General features: G+C 71.2%; 19 protein-coding genes and 4 tRNA genes. 8 read left to right on the top strand and 15 right to left on the bottom strand.

Annotated features, from left to right (window positions below; genetic code table 11):
* Position 1 precedes the first annotated feature (1 nt).
* The 7 genes from IWX63_RS10915 to IWX63_RS10885 form a co-directional block, all read right to left on the bottom strand.
* Positions 2-1,312 (bottom strand): HRDC domain-containing protein, encoded by a 1,311-nt coding sequence (locus IWX63_RS10915; RefSeq protein ID WP_199278198.1) that lies wholly within the window; start codon positions 1,310-1,312, stop codon positions 2-4.
* 70 nt (positions 1,313-1,382) lie between these two features.
* A complete protein-coding gene (locus tag IWX63_RS10910; protein ID WP_199278307.1) occupies positions 1,383-2,009 on the bottom strand; it encodes a DUF3000 domain-containing protein in 627 nt (208 codons plus the stop codon).
* Between the two features lie 62 nt (positions 2,010-2,071).
* Entirely contained in the window at positions 2,072-3,151 is a 1,080-nt protein-coding gene (locus IWX63_RS10905; RefSeq protein WP_199278197.1) for a threonine aldolase family protein, read from the bottom strand.
* 7 nt (positions 3,152-3,158) lie between these two features.
* Positions 3,159-3,866 (bottom strand): SDR family NAD(P)-dependent oxidoreductase, encoded by a 708-nt coding sequence (locus IWX63_RS10900; protein ID WP_199278196.1) that lies wholly within the window; start codon positions 3,864-3,866, stop codon positions 3,159-3,161.
* A complete protein-coding gene (locus IWX63_RS10895) occupies positions 3,863-5,227 on the bottom strand; it encodes a DUF6421 family protein (protein WP_442859122.1) in 1,365 nt (454 codons plus the stop codon). The genes IWX63_RS10900 and IWX63_RS10895 overlap by 4 nt, the downstream gene beginning before the upstream one ends.
* A gap of 223 nt (positions 5,228-5,450) precedes the next feature.
* Complete coding sequence (gene msrB, locus IWX63_RS10890) at positions 5,451-5,876, bottom strand: peptide-methionine (R)-S-oxide reductase MsrB (RefSeq protein ID WP_199278195.1); 426 nt, start codon at positions 5,874-5,876, stop codon at positions 5,451-5,453.
* 14 nt (positions 5,877-5,890) lie between these two features.
* Positions 5,891-6,379 carry a hypothetical protein gene (locus tag IWX63_RS10885; protein WP_199278194.1) on the bottom strand — a complete coding sequence of 163 codons (489 nt, stop codon included), beginning with the start codon at positions 6,377-6,379 and terminating at the stop codon, positions 5,891-5,893.
* A 98-nt stretch (positions 6,380-6,477) separates the two neighbouring features.
* Here IWX63_RS10885 and IWX63_RS10880 point away from each other — a divergent pair, with 98 nt between their 5' ends.
* The gene (locus IWX63_RS10880; RefSeq protein WP_199278193.1) at positions 6,478-7,746 is read left to right on the top strand and encodes an alpha/beta hydrolase family protein; all 1,269 of its coding nucleotides are present in this window, start codon (positions 6,478-6,480) and stop codon (positions 7,744-7,746) included.
* Here IWX63_RS10880 and IWX63_RS10875 read toward each other — a convergent pair.
* Both IWX63_RS10875 and IWX63_RS10870 read right to left on the bottom strand, forming a co-directional pair.
* Positions 7,730-8,170, bottom strand: a complete 441-nt coding sequence (locus IWX63_RS10875; protein ID WP_199278192.1) for a SufE family protein — start codon at positions 8,168-8,170, stop codon at positions 7,730-7,732. The two genes, IWX63_RS10880 and IWX63_RS10875, sit on opposite strands and share 17 nt — an antisense overlap.
* Positions 8,167-9,084, bottom strand: a complete 918-nt coding sequence (locus IWX63_RS10870; protein ID WP_199278191.1) for a sulfurtransferase — start codon at positions 9,082-9,084, stop codon at positions 8,167-8,169. Before IWX63_RS10870 ends, IWX63_RS10875 begins: the two co-directional genes overlap by 4 nt.
* A 255-nt stretch (positions 9,085-9,339) precedes the next feature.
* Between IWX63_RS10870 and zapE the strand changes: the two genes are divergently transcribed.
* A complete protein-coding gene (zapE, locus tag IWX63_RS10865) occupies positions 9,340-10,374 on the top strand; it encodes a cell division protein ZapE (RefSeq protein WP_199278190.1) in 1,035 nt (344 codons plus the stop codon).
* 108 nt (positions 10,375-10,482) lie between these two features.
* On the opposite strand, the gene IWX63_RS16825 is transcribed toward zapE, so the two are convergent.
* From IWX63_RS16825 to IWX63_RS10840, 5 genes are all read right to left on the bottom strand, one after another.
* Positions 10,483-10,734 (bottom strand): antitoxin, encoded by a 252-nt coding sequence (locus tag IWX63_RS16825; RefSeq protein WP_334685802.1) that lies wholly within the window; start codon positions 10,732-10,734, stop codon positions 10,483-10,485.
* A 165-nt stretch (positions 10,735-10,899) separates the two neighbouring features.
* Positions 10,900-10,973: transfer RNA gene (locus tag IWX63_RS10855), tRNA-Gly, on the bottom strand.
* A gap of 28 nt (positions 10,974-11,001) precedes the next feature.
* A tRNA-Val gene (locus IWX63_RS10850) sits at positions 11,002-11,073 on the bottom strand.
* Positions 11,074-11,106: 33 nt separating this feature from the next.
* Positions 11,107-11,177: transfer RNA gene (locus tag IWX63_RS10845), tRNA-Cys, on the bottom strand.
* A 52-nt stretch (positions 11,178-11,229) separates the two neighbouring features.
* Positions 11,230-11,303: transfer RNA gene (locus tag IWX63_RS10840), tRNA-Gly, on the bottom strand.
* A 151-nt stretch (positions 11,304-11,454) separates the two neighbouring features.
* On the opposite strand from IWX63_RS10840, the gene IWX63_RS10835 reads away from it, so the two are divergent.
* The 5 genes from IWX63_RS10835 to rpe all read left to right on the top strand — a co-directional run bounded on the left by IWX63_RS10835 (position 11,455) and on the right by rpe (position 16,403).
* On the top strand, positions 11,455-12,330 hold the full coding sequence (locus IWX63_RS10835; RefSeq protein WP_199278188.1) for a cytochrome: 876 nt from the start codon (positions 11,455-11,457) through the stop codon (positions 12,328-12,330).
* A gap of 227 nt (positions 12,331-12,557) precedes the next feature.
* Positions 12,558-13,166: a peptide deformylase gene (gene def / locus IWX63_RS10830; protein WP_334685801.1), complete on the top strand. Its 609-nt coding sequence runs from the start codon at positions 12,558-12,560 to the stop codon at positions 13,164-13,166.
* Positions 13,163-14,110, top strand: a complete 948-nt coding sequence (gene fmt / locus IWX63_RS10825; RefSeq protein WP_199278186.1) for a methionyl-tRNA formyltransferase — start codon at positions 13,163-13,165, stop codon at positions 14,108-14,110. Before def ends, fmt begins: the two co-directional genes overlap by 4 nt.
* Positions 14,107-15,690, top strand: coding sequence for an RsmB/NOP family class I SAM-dependent RNA methyltransferase (locus tag IWX63_RS10820; protein WP_199278185.1), 1,584 nt, complete (start codon positions 14,107-14,109; stop codon positions 15,688-15,690). Before fmt ends, IWX63_RS10820 begins: the two co-directional genes overlap by 4 nt.
* 50 nt (positions 15,691-15,740) lie before the next feature.
* Entirely contained in the window at positions 15,741-16,403 is a 663-nt protein-coding gene (gene rpe / locus IWX63_RS10815) for a ribulose-phosphate 3-epimerase (RefSeq protein WP_199278184.1), read from the top strand.
* A 71-nt stretch (positions 16,404-16,474) separates the two neighbouring features.
* Here rpe and IWX63_RS10810 read toward each other — a convergent pair whose 3' ends face one another.
* Positions 16,475-17,227, bottom strand: coding sequence for an acVLRF1 family peptidyl-tRNA hydrolase (locus IWX63_RS10810; protein WP_199278183.1), 753 nt, complete (start codon positions 17,225-17,227; stop codon positions 16,475-16,477).
* Between the two features lie 98 nt (positions 17,228-17,325).
* Here IWX63_RS10810 and IWX63_RS10805 point away from each other — a divergent pair, with 98 nt between their 5' ends.
* Positions 17,326-18,795 carry a replication-associated recombination protein A gene (locus tag IWX63_RS10805; protein ID WP_199278182.1) on the top strand — a complete coding sequence of 490 codons (1,470 nt, stop codon included), beginning with the start codon at positions 17,326-17,328 and terminating at the stop codon, positions 18,793-18,795.
* The last annotated feature ends 209 nt before the right edge of the window (positions 18,796-19,004 follow it).

The following is a 19,004-nucleotide window of genomic DNA, read 5'->3' as shown; positions in this document are numbered from 1 at the left end:
GCTAGTCGGCGGCCGCGTCCTGGGTTCCCTGTCCGCCCTTGGCGGGCAGCGGGTCCGGGTCGAGGAACGCGACCGTGATGATCGCGGCGACCTGCTCGATCTGCCACGGCCGCGCGCCGAGATCGGCGAGGGACGCCGTCACGGACTCGAGCGAGATCTCCGCGGGCGGGCGCCAGGCGATGCGGCGCAGGTAGTCCGGGGTCAGCAGGTTCTCCACCGGCATCCCCAGCTTCTCGGCGCACTGTGCCACGCGGGGGCGGGCGGTCTGCAGCCGGGCCGCGGCCTCGGGGTCCTTCTCCGCCCAGACGCGCGGAGGGGGAGGAGCGTTCGAGGAGACATGCAGGGGCGGCAGGTCGGTGAGCTTCCCCGCCTCGCTGATGCACCGGATCCAGCGCGGCGCCTCCTTCTGCGCTGCCCGGCCGTGGAACCCCTTGGTCGCCAGCAGCTGGGGGACGGTGGAGGGCATGGCCTTGGCGGCGGCGACGATGGCGGAGTCGGGGATCAGCCGGCCGGGGGCGACGTCGCGGCGCTGCGCGAGGTCCTCGCGCTCGAGCCACATCTGCCGCACGGCCGCGAGCTGTCGCCGATCGCGCAGCTGGTGCAGCCCGGAGGTGCGGCGCCACGGGTCGACGCGCGGCTCGGCGGGCGGAGTCTGGCGGATGTGCTCGAACTCCTCCTCGGCGATACCGAGCTTGCCGTCCTGCTCGAGGAGCGCGGCCAGCTTGTCCCGCAGTTCCGTGAGGACCTCGACGTCGAGCGCCGCGTAGCGGAGCCAGGGCTCCGGCAGCGGCCGCTTCGACCAGTCCGCGGCCGAGTGTTCCTTGGCGAGGCTGAAACCGAGCTGCGATTCGATGACGGCGGCGAGGCCCACCCGGGGCAGTCCGGCCAGTCGCGCCGCGAGCTCCGTGTCGAAGAGCCGGTCCGGCCACATGCCGAGCTCGGAGAGGCAGGGCAGGTCCTGGCTGGCGGCATGCAGGATCCACTCGACGCCGTCGAGGGCGTCGTCGATGATGCGCAGGTCGTCGAAGGGCTCCGGGTCGATGAGCCAGGTGCCCGCCCCCTCGCGGCGGATCTGCACGAGGAAGGCGCGCTGCCCGTACCGGAAGCCCGAGGCCCGCTCCGCGTCGACGCCCGCCGGTCCCGTCCCGGCCGCGAGGGCCGCAGCGGCGCGTTCGAGGCCCGTCCGCGTGTCGATGACCAGGGGCACGCCGTCGCGTGGCTCGGTGAGGAGGGGGAGTGCTTCTGGTGTGCCTGCGTCGGCGGGATCGGATGCTGCGGCGCGGTCCGTCTGTTCGGAAGTGTGGGAACTCATGGTGTTTTCAGTCTATCCCGGAGCATTCCGCGGCCTGACGGCCTCCTCGCCCGGCGATTCGCACGCGGCCTCAGGACCTGCGGTGCGGCAGGTGCAGGACGCCGTCGGGCAGGGGTGGCAGGCCGGCGAAGGTGCACACCATGTCGGTCCAGGCCTCGAGGTGGCGCCGCACGTCGGATGTGTCGGGTGTCCAGGACGCCCGCAGTTCGATGTCGATGGTGTCCGCGCGCTCCTCGAGCGTGCCGTAGCTCTCGGACAGGATCCTCGTCGCCGTCCCGCCGGCGCTGCAGTGGCGGGCGCCGTGGTTCTGCAGGGCTTCCACGAGCCAGGTCCACGCGACGGAGCCGAGGAGGGCGTCGTTGCCCATGTCCGCCTCGAGCTGGGCGCGGATGTAGGTCACGATCCGGAACCGACCGTTCCAGACCTCGGACCCCGCCGGGTCGTAGAGGAGGATGAAGCGGCCCGTCGCCAGTTCCTCCGGGTCGGGCGGGAGGATGAGCGTGCGTGCCGGGCCGTGGACGGGTAGCGGCGGCGCGGGCGTCGCCTCGAACACCTCGGCGCCGAGGGCGACGGCGAACGGGGCCAGGCGCGACGGGGCGGGGATCTCCTCGAGGCGGATCTCGCTGCGGTGTCCTGCCCTCCTCAAACCCGCGAGGGCGTCGAGGAACTCGGCTGGAAGCTCTGACACGCCACCGATAGCACTCACCCCCGCAGGCTATGCCCTGCCGACGGGCGCGCAGGTGCGGCGCGCCGGGACCGTCAGGCGGACACTTCCCGGCGGATGGCCTCGATGAAGGCGTCGACGTCGTCCTCGGTGGTGTCGAACGAGCACATCCAGCGGACCTCGCCCGTGGCCTGGTCCCAGTCGTAGAACCGGAAGCTCTCGCGGATGCGATCCGCGGTCCCGGGGGGCAGGATCGCGAACACCGCGTTCGCGGTGGTCTCCTGCGTCAGCGTGACGCCGGGGATCCCCCGGACGCCCTCCGTCAGCCGGGCCGCCATGGCGTTCGCGTGGGACGCGGAACGGAGCCACAGGTCGCCGTCGAGCAGGGCGATGAGCTGGGCGGAGACGAAGCGCATCTTCGACGCGAGCTGCATGTTGAGCTTGCGCAGGTACTCCAGTCCCGTGGACGCCTCCTGGTTCAGCACGACGACGCACTCGCCGAACATGAGGCCGTTCTTGGTGCCGCCGAAGGACAGGATGTCCACGCCGGCATCCCGCGTGAAGGCCCGGAGGGGCTGGCCGAGCGCCGCGGCGGCGTTCGCGAGCCGGGCGCCGTCCATGTGCAGGCGCATCCCGCGGGCGTGGCAGTGATCCGCGATGGCCCTGATCTCGGCGACCGAGTAGAGCGTGCCGAGCTCCGTGGTCTGCGTGATGGAGACGGCCAGGGGCTGCGCGCGGTGCTGGTCGCCCCACCCCCACGCCTCGCGGTCGATCAGCTCGGGCGTGAGCTTGCCGTCCGGTGTGGGCACGGTCAGGAGCTTAATGCCGCCCACGCGCTCGGGCGCGGCGTTCTCGTCGACGTTGATATGGGCGGTCTGCGGGCAGATCACGGCGCCCCAGCGCGGCAGGACCGACTGCAGGGAGAGGACGTTCGCTCCGGTGCCGTTGAAGACGGGGTAGATGGAGATCCCCTCGCCGAAGTGGTGCTCCATCACCTCCAGCAGCCGCGCCGTGTACTGGTCCTCGCCGTAGGCGACCTGGTGTCCCTCGTTCGCTGCGGCGACGGCCGCGAGGACCTCGGGATGCACTCCCGAGTAGTTGTCCGACGCGAAGCTGCGCCGGGTGCGGTCGTGCAGGGAGGCGGGAGGGGCCACGGGGGTCAGGGTGTCGGTCACCGTCCTATTATCCCCGAACCGCGTCGATGCGCGTCCCGTTGACCTCCGCGGCGGGCGCCCCGGGCAGGCCGGCGAGGATCGCCGCCAGGTCGTCGACGTGCGTGTAGCCCTTGAACGGCCGGTCCGGATGCTGCGCGCGCATGGCGTCGTCCACGAGGGCCCTGACGACGACGACGCTCGCGGCCGCCGTCGTGCCGTCCCGGGCGAAGCCGTCGGCGACGGCCTGCACCCAGGCGTCGACGGAGGCCTTCACCGCGGCGTAGGACGCGTTCGCCGCAGTGGGCGCGGCGACGGCCGTGGCCGAGATGGCGGCGAGCCTGCCACCGCGCGCGGCCAACTGGTCGTAGAACGCCCGGCTCGTGTTGAACAGGGTCGTGAAGACCGAGCGGTGCAGGAAGCCGTAGTCCTCGGTGGTCTGCGTGGTGATGCCCTTGCCGCCGCGCCAGCCGCCGACGAGGTGGAAGAGTGCGTCGACGCCGCCGTGGTCGGTGCGTACGCGGTCGGCGAGGGCGAGGACGGCTGTTTCGTCCGTCAGGTCGCATGCCTGCCGGTCGACCCCGCCGAGGTCCGCGAAGGCCGCGTCGAGGCGGCCGGCATGGGATCCGACGGCGACGACGGTCAGTCCGTCCGCGACCAGCCGCCGGACCAGGGCGACCCCGGAGGCGCTGGTGGCACCGGCGACGACGGCCGTGCGCGTACCGGCGCCGGCGCTCATGCCGCGTCCGCCGTGATGCCGGCCGTGGACTCGATGACGGGCTTCATCTTGCGGTCCAGGGCCTCGAAGAACATGGACAGGGGGAACTCGTCGTCCAGGACGGCGTCGGTGAGGGCGCGCGGAGGGCCCATGAGCTCGAGCGCGTCCGGTCCCTTCGCCCACACGGACGCGGGATGCGGTGTGACCGTGGCCGAGACGAGCTCGTAGGCGGCGAGCCAGTGCGCGATCTTGGGGCGGTCGATCGAACGCCAGTACAGTTGCTCGATCTGCTCGCCGAGGGCGACGACGACGTCGGCCACCTCGTCCCAGTCGATGGTGAGCTTGGTGTCCGTCCAATGGAGCACACGATGCTGGTGCATCCACGCGAACAGGAGCTGGCCGCCGAGGCCGTCGTAGTTGCGTACGCGGCTGCCCGTGATGCTGAAGCGGAAGATGCGGTCGAAGATCACGGCGTACTGCACGAGGCGGGCATGCCGGCGAGCCTCGGGCGAGGCGTCCTCGTCCTTCGCGATCCTCACGGACTCGCGGAAGGCCGTGAGGTCGCAGCGCAGTTCCTCGAGGGAGTACAGGAAGAACGGCATGCGCTGCTTGATCATGAACGGATCGAACGGGAGGTCGCCGCGCATGTGGGTGCGGTCGTGGATGAGGTCCCACATCACGAAGGTCTCCTCGGCGAGCTGCTGGTCCTCCAGCAGCTCGAGCGCCTCGCCGGGCAGGTCGAGGCGGGTGATCCCGGCAGCCGCACGCACCACGCGACGGAAACGCGCGGCCTCCCTGTCCGCGAAGATGGCCCCCCAGGTGAAGGTCGGCGTCCGGCTGACGGCGACGGTCTCGGGGAAGAGCACCGCGGAATTCGTGCTGTAGCCGTCGGTGAAGTCGAGGAACCTGATCGGCACGAAAAGGGCGTTGGAGTAGTCGCCCTCCTCCAGTTCGGCGACGAACTCCGGCCACAGCACCTCGACGAGCACGGCCTCGACGAGCCGGCTGGTGCTGCCGTTCTGGGTGTACATCGGGAAGACGACGAGGTGCTGGAGGCCGTCCGTGCGATCCAGCTGCGGCTGGAAGGCGAGCAGCGGTTCGAGGAAGTCGGGGACGGCGAAGCCTCCGGCACGCCATTCCTCGAAGGCCGTCACGGTGCGGGCGAGGTAGTCGGCGTCGTGCGGGAACAGGGGAGCGAGCTCCTCGACGGCCGTGGTGATCCTGAGGGCGTGCGCCGAGGCCGCGGGGTGGTGCTCGGCCTCCGGGATGGAACCGTCCTTGACCTGCAGGAGCCGCAACTCCTGTGCCGCCGCTTTGAGCGCCTTCCAGGCGTCGGTGTGCTGCGGCATGCTGTCCGCTCGAACGAGGGGGGTGACGGTCATGGCTTCTGCTCTCTCTGGCCGGGACGACTGCTGTTCCGTGATGCGGTGAGCCTAGCAACGAGAACAGCAACTCTTACAAGCAGAGAGTCTGAGCTTCAGATTTCCTTATGCTTCTCAGGAGTTCCGCGCAGGGGAGGACCAGTCGGCCTTCACAGCATCCCTGACGCAGGAAGACCGGCCCCGGGGGCCGGCCTTCGCCGTCGTCCTCCTGGAGCCGTCGCCACTATTCGGCGGGAACCAGCTTCATGGAGATGGAGTTGATGCAGAACCGCTGGTCCGTCGGCGTGTCGAAGCCCTCGCCCTTGAAGAGGTGGCCGAGGTGGGAGTCGCAGCGGCTGCACCGCACCTCGATGCGCTCCATGCCGAGCGAGCGGTCGTGCAGGTAGCGGACCGTGCCCTCCGCGAGCGGTGCCCAGAAGGAGGGCCAGCCGCAGTGCGAATCGAACTTCTCGTTGCTCGTGAACAGTTCGGCGCCACACGCGCGGCACGCGTAGGTGCCCGCCGTCTTGGCGTCGTAGTACTCGCCCGTGTACGGGCGTTCGGTGCCGGCGTTCCGCAGGACCTGGAACTCCTCGGAGGTCAGCTCCTGCCGCCATTCGTCGTCGGACTTCTCGATCTCCGGGCGGTAGCTCTCGCGTTCAGTGGTCATAGCCTCTGCAACGCCTACGAGTCGCCAATAAATCCCGACCCCGAGTACAGGTGCAGGACAGCGATGCCGAGCTTGGCCTGGGCCTTGCTGGCCCAGTCGGTGTGGAACGTGTCCGCCATCGCGTGGGGGCGGGTGATGACCACCGCCTGGGTGGCTCCGCTGGCTTTCGCCTCCTGGATCATGGCGTCCACGGGATTCTCCCCCGTCGTCCGTCCGCGGGCCGTGAAGCCCTCGTCCTCGAGCAGCCGCAGCGACGTCGCGAGGGCCTCCCGGGCGGTAGCCTCGTCATGGCGGCGGTCGTCGGGGGAGAAGGTGCGGAACGCCTCGCCCACCTCGAACAGGCTCAGATGGCGGAAGAACTCGCTGAGCACCGACTCGCTGGCGTCCTCGGGGATCAGCACGACGATCTCCACCAGTTGCTCGTCTCCCTGCAGCGTCTGCAGGTTGCGGAGATCCGGGCCGGTCAGTGCTTCTTCGCTCAGTACGAGGATTGTCTGCGTCATGGCGCCACTGTACTGCGCGGTCCTGTACGCCATCCGGGTCGGGACCGCAACGGTCCGCGAATCGACGGCCCTCGGCACCGCAGGGTAGAAATGGAACCATGACATCGAAGACGCCGGCGGCCGCAGGGCGGCAGGGGACCGCACCCTGGCTCAAGTGGACAGCGCTCGGCGTGGGCGCGGGGGCCGCGCTCGCCTCCTCCGCGGCCGGCGCCGTCTCAGGGCTCGCGGTGTATTTCGCGCGTCAGGTCGTGACGCCGGCGCGCGTCCGCGACGAGAACCTCGACATCCTGGCCGTCGTGGGATCTGCCGGCGACCGCACGGTCATCCTCCCCGCCACCGACGACACGACCGTCGAGGGGACCTACAGCCTGCACTTCGACCGCGGGGCCGGCCACGCCCGCATCGGCGCCATCCGTTCCTATGTCCCCCGCGAGGGCACCGTGGAGCGCCGGGTGGAGCGGGTCGATGCCGGAGACCTGGCGTCGGCGACCCGCGGCTGGTGGGGCGGCGCCGTGTACCCCTCGCCCTCCGCCATGGGCTTCGCGGAGGAGGAGGTGCTCATCCCCGTCGAGGGCGGGACGGCTCCGGCGTGGCTGGTCCGCCCGGAGGCGCCGTCCGGCACCTGGGCGATCATGGTGCACGGTCGTGGCGCCTCCCGTGCCGAGGCGCTGCGCGCGCTCACCCCGGCGCGGCGCCTCGGCCTGACCAGTCTGGTCATCTCCTACCGCAATGACGGCGAGGCCCCCGCCGCGCCGGACGGACGCTACGGCCTCGGCATGACGGAATGGCACGACGTCGACGCCGCCATCGACTTCGCGATGACGCACGGCGCCCGGGACGTGGTGCTCTTCGGGTGGTCGATGGGCGGGGCGATCGTCCTGCAGACCGCGGACCTCTCCCGCCACCGGAGCCGGATCACCGCGCTCGTCCTGGACGGACCGGTGATCAACTGGATGGAGGTGCTCGCGCACCATGCCGCGCTGAACCGGATCCCGGCCCGCGTCGGGCGGCTCGGCCAGTACCTGCTGGCGAGCCAGCGGGCACGGAGGATCACCGGCCTCGCCGCCCCGCTGGACCTCCAGAGCATGGACTGGATCGCGCGCGCGGAGCAGCTGACCCTGCCCACCCTGGTCCTCCACAGCGAGGACGACGAGTTCGTCCCCATCGGCGCCTCGGCCGAACTGGCAGCCAAGAACCCGTCGTTCGTCACGCTCGAACGGTTCCACCGGGCCCGGCACACGAAGGAGTGGAACATCGATCCGCAGCGGTGGGAGTCCGTCGTCGAACGCTGGCTCGACGGCCGCCTCTTCGGCCGCACGCTCCCCGGCGGGAAGATGCCCGGCGCGGCGGCTACTGAGCTTCCCTGATCTTCCGCTTGATCCGTCCCAGCATCGCGGACATGCCCCGCATCCGCAGGGGAGTGATGGCACGGGTCAGGCCGAGGCGGTCGGGGACGTCATCCGGCACCGCGAGGACGTCCGCGGCCGGCAGCCCGTCGAGTCCTTCCAGCAGGACGCCGGCGAACCCGCGCGTGGTCGGGGCCTCGCGCGGGGCCGAGAAGAACAGGTGGACCAGCCGGTCCGGCCCTCCGCCGATCTCCATGGTGAGGAAGAGCGGGCTCTGGCACTCCACGACCTGCTCGAGCAGCTCCGGGTGGGCGCTGTACCGCTCGGGCAACGCCGGGAGCCCGTTCGAGAACTCGAGGAGGAGCTGCAGCCGGTCCGGTTCGGACAGGTCCTGGAAGTCGTCGATGATCGCGGCGAGCTTCGCCGGGACGGTCTCCGTGGTCATCGTGCCGACTTCCGGGACACGACCGGCATGTCTCCGGGCTCGGTGCCGCGGACGATGGGTACGCGCACCGCGTTGCCCCACTCGGTCCACGAGCCGTCATAGTTGCGGACCCTGTCGAAGCCGAGCAGGTGCGTGAGGACGAACCACGTGTGGCTGGACCGTTCCCCGATCCTGCAGTATGCGACGACGTCGTCGCCGTCCTGCAGTCCTGCCTCGTCCCGGTAGATGGCGTCCAGTTCGGCGCGCGTGCGGAAGGTCCCGTCCTCGGCGGCGGCCCGTGCCCACGGCACGGACCGCGCGGTGGGGATATGGCCTCCGCGCAGGGCACCCTCCTCGGGGTAGGCCGGCATGGTGGTGCGGGCGCCCGTGTACTCGTCGCCGGAGCGGACGTCGATGAGCGGATTGCCCAGGTGGTCGAGGACGTCGCTGAGGTAGGCGCGGATGGAGGCGTCGTCGCGGTCGACGACGGGGTAGTCGCCGGCGGCGACCTCGGGCTTGTCGGTGGTGAGCGGCCGGTCCTCGGCGACCCACTTGTCCCGGCCGCCGTCGAGCAGGCGGACGTCCGCATGGCTGAAGAGCGTGAAGACCCACAGCGCGTAGGCGGCCCACCAGTTGCTCTTGTCGCCGTAGATGACCACGGTGGATCCACGCGAGATGCCCTTGGACGCCATCAGGCGCGCGAAGCCCTCACCGTCGATGTAGTCCCGCGTCACCTCGTCGTTGAGTTCCGTGTGCCAGTCGATCTTCACGGCACCGGGGATGTGGCCCGTCTCGTACAGCAGGACGTCCTCGTCCGATTCGACGACGACGAGTCCCTCGGCGCCGAGGTTCGCGGCGAGCCAGTCGGTCGAGACGAGTCGCTCGGGGTGGGCGTACTCGGCGAACTTGTCCTGCGGATCTGGAGCCAGGGTCATTGCGGCCTTTCGCGTAGCTGTCAGCTGTCCGGGCACGACCGCGGGACGTCCTGGGACGGGCGGTCGTGGTTCCACCTAGCCTAACGACGCGACCGGACAATTGCTTCCGGCGGTCGCCGCGCGTCAAGGGTCGCCGCGAGCATGCGCCGGGACCGTCGCGCGGGCGGGGGGTGCCGTAGTCTTGCGTAGCGGAACGGCAGCCCCGCGGGCCTGCCGCCGCCACCACCAACCGGAGAGAGAAAGCGGTCCACATCCGTGCCAGTCATCGAACACCTCACAGAGCGCAGCCCCAGGCTCTCCGTCGATGAGTTGCTGGGCGGCTTCTACCCGTCACCCCGCTTCGGTGAGGTGTCCTTCGACACCTACCGTCCGGATCCACAGCAGCCCTCGCAGTCTGCGGCGGTCTCGAAGCTCCGTGACTTCGCGGCCACCGTGGACGAGCCGAAGCCGTCGGGTCTGCGCAGGTTCTTCGGCGGGGCGAAGAAGCCCGAGACGCGGGCCGGCATCTACCTCGACGGCGGTTTCGGTGTGGGCAAGACCCACCTCCTGGCGTCCCTGTGGCACGCGTCGTCGGGGCTGAAGGCCTTCGGGACGTTCGTCGAATACACGAACCTGGTGGGAGCCCTCAGCTTCCGCAAGACCGTCGACGCACTGAGCGGCTACAGCCTCGTGTGCATCGACGAGTTCGAGCTCGACGATCCGGGGGACACCGTCCTGATGTCGCGCCTGATGCGTGAACTCGCGGACGCCGGCGTCAAGCTCGCTGCGACCTCCAACACCCTGCCGGGTTCCCTGGGGGACGGGCGGTTCGCCGCCCAGGACTTCCAGCGGGAGATCCAGGTGCTCGCCGACCAGTTCGAGGTGGCCAGGATCGACGGCGAGGACTTCCGCCACCGCGGACTGCCGCAGGCTCCCGACGCGATGGACGACGCCGGCCTGCGGGAGAGGGTCGCCTCCTATGCGGGCGGGGTCCTCGCCGAGGACGACTTCGGGGCCCTCCTCCGTCATCTCTCCGACGTGCACCCGAGCCGGTACCGCCAGATGCTGGACGGGATCGACGCGGTGGCATGGCACAACGTGGAGACGATCACGGAACAGGCCGTGGCGCTGCGCTTCGTGGTCCTCGCGGACCGGTTGTACGACCGCGACGTGCCCATCATGGCCAGCGGCACGACCTTCGATCACCTCTTCACCGAGGAGATGATGCACGGCGGCTACATGAAGAAGTACTACCGGGCGGTCTCCCGCCTGACGGCCCTCGCCCGGCAGGGCAGCGACGTGGCCTCCTAGACGACGTGGCCTCCTAGCCCCCGTACGGGACCCCCGGGGTCCCGTACGCAAGAAGCGCCGGTACCGCCTCTCGGCGGGACCGGCGCTTCCTTATTGCCAGGCTGGGTACTATACGGCCGGCGGGGAGGTGGGGCCGAAGCCGCCCTTGCCGTCCTTCTTGTCGACCTTGTCGACCATCTCCGAAGCCTTCGTCTGCACTCCGTCGATGTGGTGCGAGTACTTGCCATGGGTCCTGCTGTCGACGAAGTCGCCAGCTTTCCCGATGCCGTTCTTCACCTTGTCGGAATTGTCGCCAATCAGTTCGGTCGCCTTACCCGCGAGGGTGCCGGCCTTGCCCTTGAGCCCGTCAAATAAACCCACGGACTCCTCCTTTCGGTCGTGGAAACGCAGTCCGTTTCCGCTGCATCCAGCATAGGGGAGGACCAGGAGGAGCGCTCGCGCGGAAGGGTGCGGTTCACCGACGGCGGAGCATAAAAAATGCCCGGTCCTCGCCAGGACCGGGCAACGGCCGACAACCGGCCTGAGAGCGGACGACGGGATTCGAACCCGCGACATCCACCTTGGCAAGGTGGTGCTCTAGCCAGCTGAGCTACGTCCGCAAAAAGCGCCCACGAGGGGGCGCCGTAGTGGGCGATACTGGGATCGAACCAGTGACCTCTTCCGTGTCAGGGAAGCGCGCTACCGCTGCGCCAATCGCCCATTGCCATGGGTATTCATGCTCGTCCTGCAACGAGGTGGGGACGGGATTCGAACCCGCGTATACGGCTTTGCAGGCCGCTGCCTCGCCTCTCGGCCACCCCACCATGGTCGGATTGCTCCGACCACCGGACGGATCCGGCCATACAGTGACTTGCGAGCGGACGACGGGATTCGAACCCGCGACATCCACCTTGGCAAGGTGGTGCTCTAGCCAGCTGAGCTACGTCCGCAAGAGAAAAACGAACCCGAAACCCCTGCTCCACGCCGTGCATTTCGCGGTGTTTCGTCGTTTTCCAACGAGAGAAAACTCTATAGGACGTTCGGGGGTTCGTCCAATCGGCGGGGGAGCGCTGTGTCGGAGGTACCTGAGAGACTGGAGCCATGACCGCCCCGCTCCTCGCCCACGCAACACCGCACGGCCGGATGTACGCCCGCTCCACGTCGGAGCAGCCCGCCGTCCCGTCCATCACCACCGTCATCTCGCAGCTCCCCACCTCCCTCGGCGGCTGGTACGGCCACATGGCGGCCAGCGCCCTCTCGCGGGACGCCCGCCTGCCGGGAGCCCTGGGGAATCCCTCGGAGCTGCGCACGGCGGTCCGGGAGGCCGCGTCGGCAGCCGAACGTTACCGCGACGAGGCAGCCGTGCGCGGAACGCGCGTCCACCACTACTGCGAACAGGTGGCGCTGCGGGCCCTCGGGCGTCCCGACGAGCTCGACACCGCCCGCCTGGCCCTCGAGGAGGCGGGCGAGGCAGGCTTCGCCCAGCGGTTCGACGAATGGTGGGAGCTGTACGACGTGCGTCCCGTGGAGCCGGAACTGACGGTCTGGAACAGCGAACTCGGCTATGCGGGCACCCTGGACCTCGTCGCCACGATCGGTGGACGTACATGCCTGATCGACTACAAGACCAAGAACACCGACCGCGACGGTTTCGTGAAGGCGCTGGACGACAAGGTGGTGATGCAGCTCGTGGCGGGGATGAAGGCGGAGGAGTCCGTCGTCGACCCCCAGAAGGGCGAGTGGCGGCCGTGGGCGCACGGGGACCAGCCGCTGCTGCTCGGGGTGGCCGTGGGCCAGACAGAGGTGCGGGCCATGAGGGCCAATCCCGCCGTGCTGAAGAATCACTGGCTGCGGTTCTGCGCGCTCCGCCGGGCGTGGGAAGCGGGGCTCGACGCCGACGAGGCGGGTCGCGCGCTCCTGCCGCTCGGTCCGCCGCCCGGCCGGGTGGTCCCCGTCGAGACCGCCCTGCCCGCCTGAGGCACGGCCCGCGGCCAGGAGCCGTCGACCGCCCGGCCGCCGTCCCGGGCCGGATTCTGCCCGGGGCGCCGCGCCACTAGGATTGACGGGAACCTCGCCCCCCGATCAGGGTGCGGGCCCCACGACATCCTCCGACCGGCGCGGCACCGCGCATCCGGTCCGAAGCGATCGAAGCAGTCGAAGCATCCGAAGCATCCGAAATGACCGAAGCGAGGAACAGAGCACCGATGGCCGTCCTGAGTATCCGCATGATCGGTGATCCGATCCTCCGTACCCCCGCCGCGGAGGTCACCGAGTTCGGGCCCGAGCTCGCCCGGCTGGTCGAGGACATGACCGAGACGATGATCGACGTGCAGGGGGCCGGCCTCGCCGCGCCGCAGGTCGGCATCGGGCTCCAGGTCTTCACCTACCGGGTGGACGGCGCCGAGGGGCACGTGGTGAACCCGGTGCTCGAGGTCGGCGGTGCCTCCCAGGGGGAGTCCGACGTCGAAGGCTGCCTGTCCGTACCCGGCCTCGGGAGCTTCGTCGACCGATCCGACTGGGCACGCGTCACCGGCAAGGACGCGTCCGGCCAGGACATCGCGGTGGAGGGCACCGGCATGCTGGCGCGCGCGCTCCAGCACGAGACCGACCACCTCCGCGGGACGCTGTACATCGACCGGCTCGCGGGCGAGGACCGGAAGAACGCCCTCAGGGCCATCAGGAGTGCCGACTACAACCGCGTCACCTCACGGACCGCGGAAGAACGCTCACGGTCCCTCGGGTCCAGCTTCACCCGTTCCGCGGCGCCGTCGGGCAGCGGAGGCGCCGGCGCAGCGGGCCGGACCGGCCGATGAGGATCCTCTTCGCGGGGACGCCCGGGGTCGCCGTCCCGTCGCTGCGGGCGCTCGTGGACGCAGGGTTCGACGTCGTCGCCGTCCTCACCCGGGTCGACGCGCCCGTGGGACGCCGGAAGGTCCTGACCCCGAGCCCGGTCGCCGCCGCGGCCGAGGAGCTCGGGCTGCCCGTCATCAAGGCGAACCGCTTCACCCCCGAACTGGTCACACGGCTGGGCGCCCTCGATCTCGACGCCGCGGCGATCGTCGCCTACGGCGGCATCGTCCCGCGGGCCGGACTCGCCGTCCCGCGGCACGGCTGGATCAATCTGCACTTCTCGGTCCTGCCGGCCTGGCGGGGCGCGGCGCCCGTGCAGCACGCCGTCCTCGCCGGGGACGACGTCACGGGCGCGACGACGTTCCTCCTCGAGGAGGGGCTCGACACGGGGCCCGTCTTCGGTGTGATGACGGAGACGCTCGGCCCGGGCGTCACGAGTGGGGCAGTCCTCGAACGCCTCTCCCACAGCGGCGCGGTCCTGCTCGTGCAGACCCTCTCCGGCCTCGAAGCAGGCCGCGTGACGGCGACGCCGCAGACGGGCGACGTCAGCCTCGCCCCGAAGCTCACGATCGAGGACGCGCGGATCGACTGGTCGCAACCGGCCGTCGCCGTGCGCCGCCGCATCAACGCGGTGACCCCCGAACCCGGGGCGTGGACAACGCTCGACGGGCAGCGGGTGAAACTCGGGCCCGTCGCGCCCGTCCCCGGCAGCGGGGACGGAGGCGCGGACCCTGGACAGCCTGCCCTCCCACCCGGCCGGGTCGACGTCGTCGGGCGGCAGGTCCTGGTGGGAACCGGTACGGACGCGCTGGTCCTCGGCGACCTGCAGCCGGCCGGGAAGAAGATGATGAGCGCCCTCGACTGGGCGCGGGGCGCGGCGACGCGCGGAAAGCTGGTGTTCGAGTGAGCACGACCGGAGGAACGGACAAAGGATCAGGCGGGCGCAGTGAGCGCAGGCCGGGCGCCGCGGGCAAGGGTGGAGGCAACGGCCAGGGCGCCGGCCAGGCCGGCGGCACCCGGCGTCGCGACGACCAGGGCCGGGAACGGAACCGCGGCGGCGAACGCCGGTTCTCCCAGGCCGCGCCGTCGCAGCGCACCCGGCGCGCCGATCCGGCGCGCCTCGTGGCGTTCGAGGTCCTGCGAGCCGTCGCCGGCGAGGACGCGTACGCGAACCTCGTCCTGCCGGCCAGCATCCGCAAGCACCGCCTCGACCGTCGCGACGCAGGCTTCGCGACGGAGCTCACCTACGGTGCCCTGCGGGGGCAGGGCACCTACGACGCCGTCCTGGCCCGCTGCGTCGACCGTCCACTGGACCAGCTCGACCCCGCCGTCCTGGACGCCCTGAGGCTCGGCGTGCACCAACTCCTGGCGATGCGCGTGCCTGCCCACGCGGCGCTCGACCAGACCGTGGGCCTCGTGCGTGCCGTGATTGGTGCAGGGCCCTCCTCGCTCGTGAACGCCGTGCTCCGCAAGGTCACCGCGCATGACCGGGAGGGCTGGACCGCCGCACTCGTCGAGGGCCTGACGGACCCGACGGCGATCGCGGCCCTGACGCACAGCCATCCCGAGTGGATCGTCCGCGCGATGCGCCAGGCGCTCGTCGCCCACGGCCGGGACGTCACGGAGATCGACGCCCTGCTGGCGGCGGACAATGCCGCACCCATGGTCCATCTCGTCGCCCTGCCGGGACTCGGCACGCTCGACGACGCCCTCGAGGAAGGGGCCGAGCCGGGCCGGCTGGCACCGGGATCGGCCTACTACTCGGGCGGCGACGTCAGCAGGCTCCCCGGAATCGCCACGGGCACCCTCCGTGTGCAGGATTCCGGGTCGCAGCTCGTGGCGCGCGCCCTGGCCGCCGTCGACCTCCACGGCAGCCGGCCGGGCGGAGCCGAGCAGTGGCTCGACCTGTGCGCGGGCCCCGGCGGCAAGACCGCCCTCCTCGCGGCGATCGGGCTCGACACCGGCGTGCACCTGACGGCGAACGAGCCGGTCCCGCACCGCGCCCAGCTGGTCCGGCAGGCGCTGCGGCCCCTGCCGGAGGATTCCTGGACCGTCCGCGTCGGGGACGGCCGGGACATCGGGCAGGAGCAGCCGGACCACTACGACCGCGTCCTCGTCGACGCGCCCTGCACGGGGCTGGGCGCGCTGCGCCGTCGTCCGGAGTCCCGCTGGCGCCGGAAGCCGTCGGACCTCGTGGGCCTCGCACCCCTGCAACGTGAGCTCCTCACCTCCGCGCTGGACGCCGTCGCCCCCGGCGGCGTCGTGGCCTACGTGACCTGCTCGCCGCACCACGCGGAGACGGACGCCGTCGTCGACGACTGCCTGCGCAAGCGCCCGGGCTTCGAGCGGCTCGACGCCGGATCCGCGCTCGACGCCGTGAGCATCGGGGGACCGCTCGACGCCGGGCACGGGACCAGCGCCCAGCTCTGGCCCCACGTGCACGGCACGGACGCGATGTACCTCGCGCTCATCCGCAAGAATCCCTGAGGGCCGTCAGGACGTCAGGACGTCAGGACAGAGGAACGAAAGGAACGGCAATGGCGCATCTCCGTATCAATCCGAGCATCCTCTCGGCGGACTTCGTGAACCTGGAGACCGAACTGCAGCGCATCGCGTCGGCCGACGCCGTGCACGTGGACGTGATGGACAACCACTTCGTACCGAACCTCACGCTCGGTCTGCCGATCGTCAGGAGGATCCAGCAGGTCAGCCCGCTGCCGCTCGACGTGCACCTCATGATCGAGGACGCCGACCGCTGGGCGCCGGCCTACGCGGAGGCCGGCGCCGCGTCGGTGACCTTCCATGCGGAAGCAGCGGCGGCCCCGGTCAGGCTGGCCCGTGAGCTGCGGGACGCCGGCGCGAAGGCCGGCATGGCGCTGCGGCCGGCCACGCCCGTGGAGCCCTACCTGGACATGCTCGGCGAGCTGGACCTGCTGCTCGTGATGACGGTTGAGCCCGGCTTCGGCGGGCAGTCCTTCCTCGACCTGACCCTCCCGAAGATCCGCCGGGCCGCCGAGGCCGTCCGGGGGGCGGACCGACCGCTCGCCATCCAGGTGGACGGCGGCATCACGGAGGAGACGATCCTGCGCGCCGCCGATGCCGGGGCGACCGTCTTCGTCGCCGGTTCCTCGGTCTACGGGGCGGACGACGCCGCCGCGGCGATCACCGCCCTCCGTGCGGCAGCCGTCCGGGAGGTCTGAAGGGTCGCCGATCGGCGACGCCGTCGGGTGGCGCTGTCGGTGATCGCGCCGCCGGGGGAATGGTGTCGCGCTCAGGAATCCGCGCCAGGGGCCGGGTCGACGCTCTCCGCGGGCGGGTCCGTCACCGTGATCCGGATGGACAGGGCTGTGCGGGCCGCCTCTTTGAGCACCGCGAAGCGGGGGTCCGGCACCGTGAGGAACGGGACCCGGGGGAGCCCCGCGAACCGGGAGAGGGCGGCCTCGCCGAGGGTGCCCGTGGCCAGCGTCCGGTCGCCGCCGAGCTGCAGGCACGACGGCGGGTGGGCCGCGAAGAGGGCGGCGGCGCGGGCCGCTGTCTCCTCGACGAGGGCGTCGGCCTGGTTGGCCCTCCGCCGCGCGAAGCGCTGCTGGGACCAGCCGCCGGCGGCCGTCCTGCCCTGGACGTAGCGCGTGCCCGTCTTCGAGGCGACGATCCCGCCGTCCCGCGCGACGCCCACGGAATAGCCGCCACGCCGGATGAGCAGCAGCCCCACGGTGATCGTCGGGTCGACCGCGGAGAGCAGGTCCGCGATGAGGCCGGCGTCCCCGGGGGCCTCGACCGCGCCTCCGGCCGATCCGTCCTCCGCACGACGGGATCCGCCACCTGGGACAGGACCGGGGATGGTGCCCGGCGGCAGGGGCGGGGTCAGGACCGCGATGCAGCCGTTCGCGGCGGTGACGGTGACGGAGCCGTCGGCGCGCTCGGGGAGGGCCTGCGCGCCGAACGGGCCGTTGCGGGCCTGGAAGCGCTCGAGCCACCCGTCGAGGCGCCGGGCCTCGACGAGGACGGACCTGCTGGGGGTCATCGGCTTCCTCTCGTCGGGGGTGCGCGGTCCGGCCGCCGTCCTCCGGAGGAGCCCCGGCGGGTGCCTGCACGTCAGTGGCCCACAGTAACGTTGAGGCCGTGAATGATCTATTCAGTGCCGCGGCCGACGACGACGAACCGGACGACGCGCCCGCCGGCGGTGTGCGCGGTTCGGCCGGCCTGCGTCCCCGCAGCCCGCTCGCCGTGAGGATGCGACCGCGCAGCCTGGACGAGGTCGTCGGCCAGCAGCACCTGCTGGGCCGGGGATCGCCGCTGCGGACGCTCGCGGGGGAGCACGATCCGGGAGCCCACGCGGCGCCGTCGTCCGTGATCCTGTGGGGCCCGCCCGGGACGGGCAAGACGACGCTCGCCCACGTGATCGCGCGCGGCCAGGGCCGGAAGTTCGTGGAACTGTCCGCCATCACGGCCGGCGTCAAGGACGTACGCCGCGTCATGGACGACGCCCTGACCTCCCGCGACCTGTACCGGCAGACCACCGTCCTGTTCCTCGACGAGATCCACCGCTTCAACAAGGCCCAGCAAGACGCCCTGCTGCCCGGGGTGGAGAACGGCTGGGTGGTCCTCATCGCGGCCACCACGGAGAACCCGTCCTTCTCGGTGGTGTCGCCGCTGCTCTCCCGATCGCTCCTGCAGACCCTGCGGCCGCTCGACGAGGCGGACATCCGCGGCCTGCTCCAGCGGGCCGTCGACGACGAGCGCGGGCTCGCCGGCACCGTCGAGGTGTCCGAGGAAGCGCTCGAACACCTCGTCCGCCTGGCCGCAGGCGACGCCCGGCGTGGCCTGACCGCGCTGGAGGCGGCTGCCGGCGTCGCGCAGTCCGAGAGGGACGTCCCGGCCGTCGGGCACGCGCGGCCCGGCCCGATCGATGAGGCGACGGCCGAGGACGAGCAGGACGGGCAGGGTGTCCTGCCCGTGCTGGTCACGCTGCAGCACGCGGAGAAGGCGGTCGACGTCGCCGCCCTGCGCTACGACCGTGCCGGCGACCAGCACTACGACGTCGCGAGCGCGTTCATCAAATCCCTGCGCGGATCGGACGTCGACGCCGCGCTGCACTACGTGGCGAAGATGCTCGAGGCCGGGGAGGACCCTCGGTTCATCGCCCGCAGGCTCATGATCTCGGCGTCGGAGGACGTCGGGATGGCGGACCCGACGGCACTGCAGACGGCGGTCGCCGCTGCCCAGGCCGTCCAGCTCGTGGGCATGCCCGAGGCCAGGATCATCCTCGCCGAGGCGGTCGTGCACATCGCCACCGCGCCGAAGTCGAATGCTGCCTACAACGGCATCAACGCCGCCATCGCCGATGTGCGGGCGGGCCGCGGCCAGGGTATCCCGGCGCACCTGCGGGACGCGCACTACCCCGGTGCCTCCCAGCTCGGTCATGGGAAGGGGTACGTCTACTCCCACGACGAGCCGCACGGGATCGCGGCGCAGCAGTACGCGCCGGACGACCTGGTGGGCCGGGACTACTACGAGCCGACGGACCGGGGGGCGGAGCGGGACATCGGGTCCCGCCTGTCCCGGCTCCGACGGATCATCCGCGGGAAGTAGGGCGGGACGCGGGATTCGGCCCACCGCCCCTCGCGCTGCTAGCATTGACCGCTGACTGGCAAGTCGTCGTGTACCAGCCTTCCTTCGTGCCTCCAGCGGGTTCCCCGCTGCAGTGTGCGGGTGGCGGCCAGGGTCGCGGCGGACTGTAGTACCGGGAAGCGGCCAATCCCGGCTCTCCGCAAGTGGAGGCCAGCGACACCGGAAGTGCG

Origin of the sequence: Arthrobacter sp. CAN_A2, assembly GCF_015752045.1 — a bacterium.
Taxonomy (GTDB): Bacteria; Actinomycetota; Actinomycetes; order Actinomycetales; family Micrococcaceae; genus Arthrobacter_D.
The sequence above is the reverse complement of the archived record's forward strand: the minus strand, read 5'-3'. Positions and strand labels throughout refer to the sequence as shown.

Excerpts from the sequence above, each read along its gene's own strand:
- IWX63_RS10915 (WP_199278198.1), bottom strand. The coding sequence starts at position 1,312 with ATGAGTTCCCACACTTCCGAACAGACGGACCGCGCCGCAGCATCCGAT.
- IWX63_RS10900 (WP_199278196.1), bottom strand. The coding sequence starts at position 3,866 with ATGAGCGCCGGCGCCGGTACGCGCACGGCCGTCGTCGCCGGTGCCACC.
- IWX63_RS10895 (WP_442859122.1), bottom strand. The coding sequence starts at position 5,227 with ATGACCGTCACCCCCCTCGTTCGAGCGGACAGCATGCCGCAGCACACC.
- msrB (WP_199278195.1), bottom strand. The coding sequence starts at position 5,876 with ATGACCACTGAACGCGAGAGCTACCGCCCGGAGATCGAGAAGTCCGAC.
- IWX63_RS10885 (WP_199278194.1), bottom strand. The coding sequence starts at position 6,379 with ATGACGCAGACAATCCTCGTACTGAGCGAAGAAGCACTGACCGGCCCG.
- IWX63_RS10880 (WP_199278193.1), top strand. The coding sequence starts at position 6,478 with ATGACATCGAAGACGCCGGCGGCCGCAGGGCGGCAGGGGACCGCACCC.
- IWX63_RS10875 (WP_199278192.1), bottom strand. The coding sequence starts at position 8,170 with ATGACCACGGAGACCGTCCCGGCGAAGCTCGCCGCGATCATCGACGAC.
- IWX63_RS10870 (WP_199278191.1), bottom strand. The coding sequence starts at position 9,084 with ATGACCCTGGCTCCAGATCCGCAGGACAAGTTCGCCGAGTACGCCCAC.
- IWX63_RS10835 (WP_199278188.1), top strand. The coding sequence starts at position 11,455 with ATGACCGCCCCGCTCCTCGCCCACGCAACACCGCACGGCCGGATGTAC.
- def (WP_334685801.1), top strand. The coding sequence starts at position 12,558 with ATGGCCGTCCTGAGTATCCGCATGATCGGTGATCCGATCCTCCGTACC.
- fmt (WP_199278186.1), top strand. The coding sequence starts at position 13,163 with ATGAGGATCCTCTTCGCGGGGACGCCCGGGGTCGCCGTCCCGTCGCTG.
- rpe (WP_199278184.1), top strand. The coding sequence starts at position 15,741 with ATGGCGCATCTCCGTATCAATCCGAGCATCCTCTCGGCGGACTTCGTG.
- IWX63_RS10810 (WP_199278183.1), bottom strand. The coding sequence starts at position 17,227 with ATGACCCCCAGCAGGTCCGTCCTCGTCGAGGCCCGGCGCCTCGACGGG.